Origin of the sequence: Micropruina sp. (assembly GCF_047606365.1) — a bacterium.
Taxonomy (GTDB): Bacteria; Actinomycetota; Actinomycetes; order Propionibacteriales; family Propionibacteriaceae; genus Micropruina.
Genome location: NZ_JASGEN010000122.1, coordinates 1 through 4472 on the forward strand (window position 1 = coordinate 1; position 4472 = coordinate 4472).

General features: G+C 67.1%; 5 protein-coding genes. All 5 read right to left on the minus strand.

From position 1 onward, the window contains the following. A partial coding sequence (locus QM624_RS14165) for a glycoside hydrolase family 3 N-terminal domain-containing protein (RefSeq protein ID WP_415092897.1) occupies nt 1-426 on the minus strand: 426 nt, incomplete at its 3' end. 1 nt (nt 427) lies between these two features. Further along, nucleotides 428-1291 carry a carbohydrate ABC transporter permease gene (locus tag QM624_RS14170; protein WP_415092899.1) on the minus strand — a complete coding sequence of 288 codons (864 nt, stop codon included), beginning with the start codon at nt 1289-1291 and terminating at the stop codon, nt 428-430. Beyond that, on the minus strand, nt 1288-2220 hold the full coding sequence (locus tag QM624_RS14175; protein WP_415092901.1) for a carbohydrate ABC transporter permease: 933 nt from the start codon (nt 2218-2220) through the stop codon (nt 1288-1290). The genes QM624_RS14170 and QM624_RS14175 overlap by 4 nt, the downstream gene beginning before the upstream one ends. 314 nt (nt 2221-2534) lie before the next feature. Beyond that, nucleotides 2535-3878 (minus strand): extracellular solute-binding protein, encoded by a 1344-nt coding sequence (locus QM624_RS14180; RefSeq protein WP_415092903.1) that lies wholly within the window; start codon nt 3876-3878, stop codon nt 2535-2537. Nucleotides 3879-3924: 46 nt separating this feature from the next. Continuing rightward, the coding region (locus QM624_RS14185) for an ROK family protein (protein WP_415092905.1) at nt 3925-4472 on the minus strand (548 nt) is incomplete at its 5' end.

Here is a 4472-nt window from a genome sequence, read left to right on the forward strand (position 1 = left end):
CCCGAAGCTGCGCACCCCGATCACTGGGTTGCGTGGGTCGGAGTTGACGTCGGCGACCGGGGCCAGGTTCTGGTCGATCCCGGCCGCCCGCAACTCCGCCCCGATCCCGGCCCCGACGGCGCTGGTCAAGGCCTCGTCGTCCAGCCGGCCCAGGTAGGCCATCGACGGGTAGGGCGAGCCGTCCCGGTGATGCAGCCGGGTGACGTCGCCGCCCTCTTCGTCGGTGGCGACCACGGCGTCCGGATTGGCGGCATGGATGGCGTCGGTCAACCCCTGGACCTGACCGGGGGTGACGATGTTGCTGCCGAACAGGCAGACGGCGCCCAGGCCGTCCGCCAATTCGGCTGACAACCAGTCGGGCAGGTCCGGGCCGGGAAAGCCGGGCATCAGGGTGGCGTTGACCGCCCGGCGCAGCTGGCCGTCCACCTCAGCCCTTGACCGAGCCGGCCACCAGGCCGGAGGTGAGTTTGCCCTGCACGATCAGGAAGAAGACGATCACCGGCACCGCGACCAGGGTGGACGCCGCCATCACCTGGCCCCAGTCGGTCTCCCGGGTGGCGCTGGCCTGGACGAAGCCGCGCAGCCACAGCGGCAGGGTCTGATACTCCTGGGCCTGCAGGATGACCAGCGCCACGGTGAACTCGTTCCAGGCCTGCAGGAACGCGTACACCCCGGACGCCACCAGCCCCGGCGCGAGCAGCGGGAAGGTGATCCGGAAGAAGGCCTGGGTGCGGGACAGCCCGTCGACCATCGCCGCCTCCTCCAGTTCGATCGGGACGCCGGCGACGAAACCGCGCAGCATCCAGATGGTGAACGGCACCACGGCGGCGATGTACAGGATGGACACCCCGATCACGTTGTTCAGCAGGTTCAGCGAGGCCATCAGCTTGTACTGCGCGATGAACAGGCCTTCTGCCGGCAGCATCTGGATGAACAGCACGGCCAGCACGAACGAGGCCCGGCCACGGAACCGGAACCGGCTGATCGCCAGCGCCGCCAGGAACGCGAAGAGCAGGCAGAACACGACGGTGGTCAGGGTGATCGCGACGCTCATGCCCAGCGCCGGCCAGAACGTGCCCTGGGTGAAGATGGCGGCGAAGTTCGCCAGCGACCCGCCCCAGGGCAGGAACTGCGGCGTGGTCGAGGTCAGCACCGTATTGGGCAGCAGCGACGAGTTCAGCATCCAGTAGACCGGGAAGACCCAGATCAGGGCGACCAGCAGGGCGACCACAGTGGTGATCACCCGGGCCGGCCGGATCCGCCGGCGGCGGGGGAGCGCGACGCTGCTCACTGGTCCTCCTTCATCAGGTGCATCACGTAGAAGAAGCTGAGCGCGACGGTCAGCAGCAGAACGAAGATCGACAACGCCGATGCCATCGCGAAATCGGAGGAGCCGACACCCAGCCGGTAGATGTAGGTGCCGAGCAGATCGGTCTCGGCGATCGGTGCGCCGGCGTCCTGCAACATCTTGATCTGGGCGAACACCCGAAGGTCCCAAATCACCTGCAGCAGCGCCACGATCATCAGCACCGGCCGGATCATCGGCAGTGTGATCGCGAAGAATCGTTGCCGGGCCGACGCTCCGTCCAAGGCGGCGGCTTCCATCACCTCGTCGGAGATCTGGGTGAGGCCGGCGTAGACCGAGAAGGCTACGAACGGCACCGACATCCAGACCACGATCACGGTGGCGACGAAGTAGAAGCTGAGCGGCTGCTCGAGCCAGTTGTGGTTGGTGAAGTCCAGGCCGAGTTGGGTCAGCGCCCAGTTGACGATGCCGCGACGCCAGTCGAACACCCAGATCCAGATCGTCATCGCGGCGATCACCGGCATCGCCCAGGCCAGCAGCATCGCGACCTGCAGGATCAGCCGGGCCGCCTTGCCGACGGCGTTCATCAGCAACGCCACCAGCACCCCGAGCACCACGGTGATCGCCGCGTTGGCCAGGCAGAACACGATCGACCGGACGACCACCGCCCAGGTCTGCCGATCGCCGAACAGCTGGACGTAGTTGGCCAGCCCGACGAACTCCGGCGGCTTGCCGAACTGCTGGGCCAGCCCGAACTTCTGCAGCGAGGTGACGAACTGCCAGACCAGCGGATAGCCCAGGGCGACCAGCAGTGCGGCGATCGCCGGGATCAGCAGCAGGTACGGCGCGACGTTGAACCGCCGGCGCCGCGGTTGCGCGGACGGCGCGCGCCCGGCGTCCGGTGGTGCGCTCACGGCTGGCATCGGATTCCTCTCTGGTGGTGTTTTCGTCATCCCGGCTTGCCCCGGGATGACGACCCGGCGTCCCTTCGAATGTTTGGGGACGGTTCTTCTTCGTTCGAAATTCGCACTTTCAAGAACCGTCCCCCGATGTTCGAGGTGCGGAGATCCCGGCGTTCGCCGGGATGACGTGAGCTTCGTCAACCGTCCCCCGATGTTCGAGGTTCGGAGATCCCGGTGTCCGCCGGGATGACGTGAGACCTTCGTCATCCCGGGCCTGCCCCGGGATCTCCGGGCTCATCCGATCAGCGAACCATCTTCGGTGTTGCTCACTTGCCGTTCAGCATCGGTGTGAGCAGGGCGTCGTACTCCTTGGCCAGGGCGGTGACGTCGCCGCCCTCGGCGATCTTGGCGAAGAGCTCCTCGAGCTTGCCGGAGGTCTCGACCGTCGCCCAGCCCGGTGCGGCCGGGGTCAGTTTCGAGTTGGACGCCGACTCGATCAGCGCCTTGGCGAACTGGTCGGTGCCGAGGCTGGACACGTAGTCGGAGTTGGCCGGGCCGAGGCCGTTCTTGCCGAGCATCTGCTGGTACTCCGGGGAGAAGATGATCTTCATCAGATCCCGCGAGCCGGCCTGGTTCTTCGACTTGGCCGAGATGCCGATGTTCGAACCGCCGGCGAACACCGGGGCGGGCTTGCCGTCGTTGCCGGGCAGCACGAAGACACCGAATTTGTCGTCGTTCCAGACCCGCTTGTCGTTCTTCAGGTCACCGATCGACCAGTGCGCCCAGCCCGGCGCCATGATCGTGGCGGCGGCCAGGCTGGTCTTGCCGGTCACCTTCTTGGGGTTGTCGGCGTCGTCCTTGATCACGTCGGAGTCGTTGATGTAGAGCCACGGCGACTGATCCTTGGCGGTCTTCGGCGCCTTCGAGGCGTCCGCGAAGATGCCCTGCAGCTGGGTCAGGCCTTTGATGGTGTTCGGATCGGACAGCGTCGAGGTCCACTGGCCACCCTCGTTCTTGGCCAGTTCGCCGCCGTTGGCGAAGACCCACGAGATGCCGTTGCGCCAGTCCTGGCCGCCGATGAAGAAGCCGGAGAAATCCTTGATGTTCTTGGGGTTCTTGCTGGTGATCGTCTTCACCGTGGCGTTGAACTCGTCCAGCGTCTTCGGCACGCTCACCCCGGCCGCCGAGTAGATGTCCTTGCGGTAGAACATGTAGCGCGAGCCGAAGTAGTACGGCAGCGTGTAGTTCTTGCCGTCCACCTTGCCGACCTCGACGAACGACTGCAGCAGCTTGTCACCGCCCAGTTCGGGGTACAGATCGGAGATGTCCGAGAAGGCTCCGACGTTGGTGAAGGTGGGCGACTGGGTGTTGCCGATCTCGACCACGTCCGGGGTGTTGTTCTCGTCCGGCAACGCGGTGGTCAGCTTGGTGACCAGATCGGGCCAGGCCTGCTCCTCGATGGTGAGCGTGCCGCCGTTCTTCGCCTGGTAGGTGGTCTTCAGGTAGTCGCGCAGGGCGTCCGGGGTGTCACCGCCGGCGAGCCATAGCGTGATGTTCTGCGGCCCGGCCGACACGGCGGCGGACGGGCTGCTGGCTGTTCCGGACGAGCAGGCGCCCAGGGCCAGGGCCGAGGCGGTCACCAGGGTGAGCGCCGACAGCTTCTTGTTCATTGCGTTCCTTTCGGTCGTGCGGATTGACGGGCTGTGCTTGGTGGGGTCAGGTGACCCCGAGTTCGGTGAGCGTGACCAGGGCTCCGGCCCCCAGTAGGACGGCGTCCTGGCCGAGGGAGCTGGCGACGAGTTCGAGTTGCGGCCGGAACTGGGATCGGGTGCGTTCGACGATGCAGGAGCGGGCGGCGTCGAGCAGCGCGGGGGTGACGATGTCGGCCGGCCCGCCGACCACGATGTGCTGGAGGCCGAGCATGCCGACCACCGGCGCCAGCGCCAGACCGAGCCGGCGTCCGGCCCGGCCCAGAACGTCGTCGGCACGCCCGGGATCGGCGTCCATCTGGGTGCGCAGCACGGGAACCGACGCCCACGCCTCCAGGCAGCCGGTCTTTCCGCACCCGCACAGCGGGCCGTTCTCGCCGATCGTGACGTGACCGATCTCACCGGCGTCGCTGGCCGCGCCGTGCACCAGTCGGCCGCCGACCAGCAGGCCGGCACCGACGCCGCGGGAGAACTGGATCCGGACCAGATCGCCGGGTGCGCCGGCGAAGCGGCGCTCGGCCAGGGCAGCCACATTGGCGTCGTTCTCGACCTTGA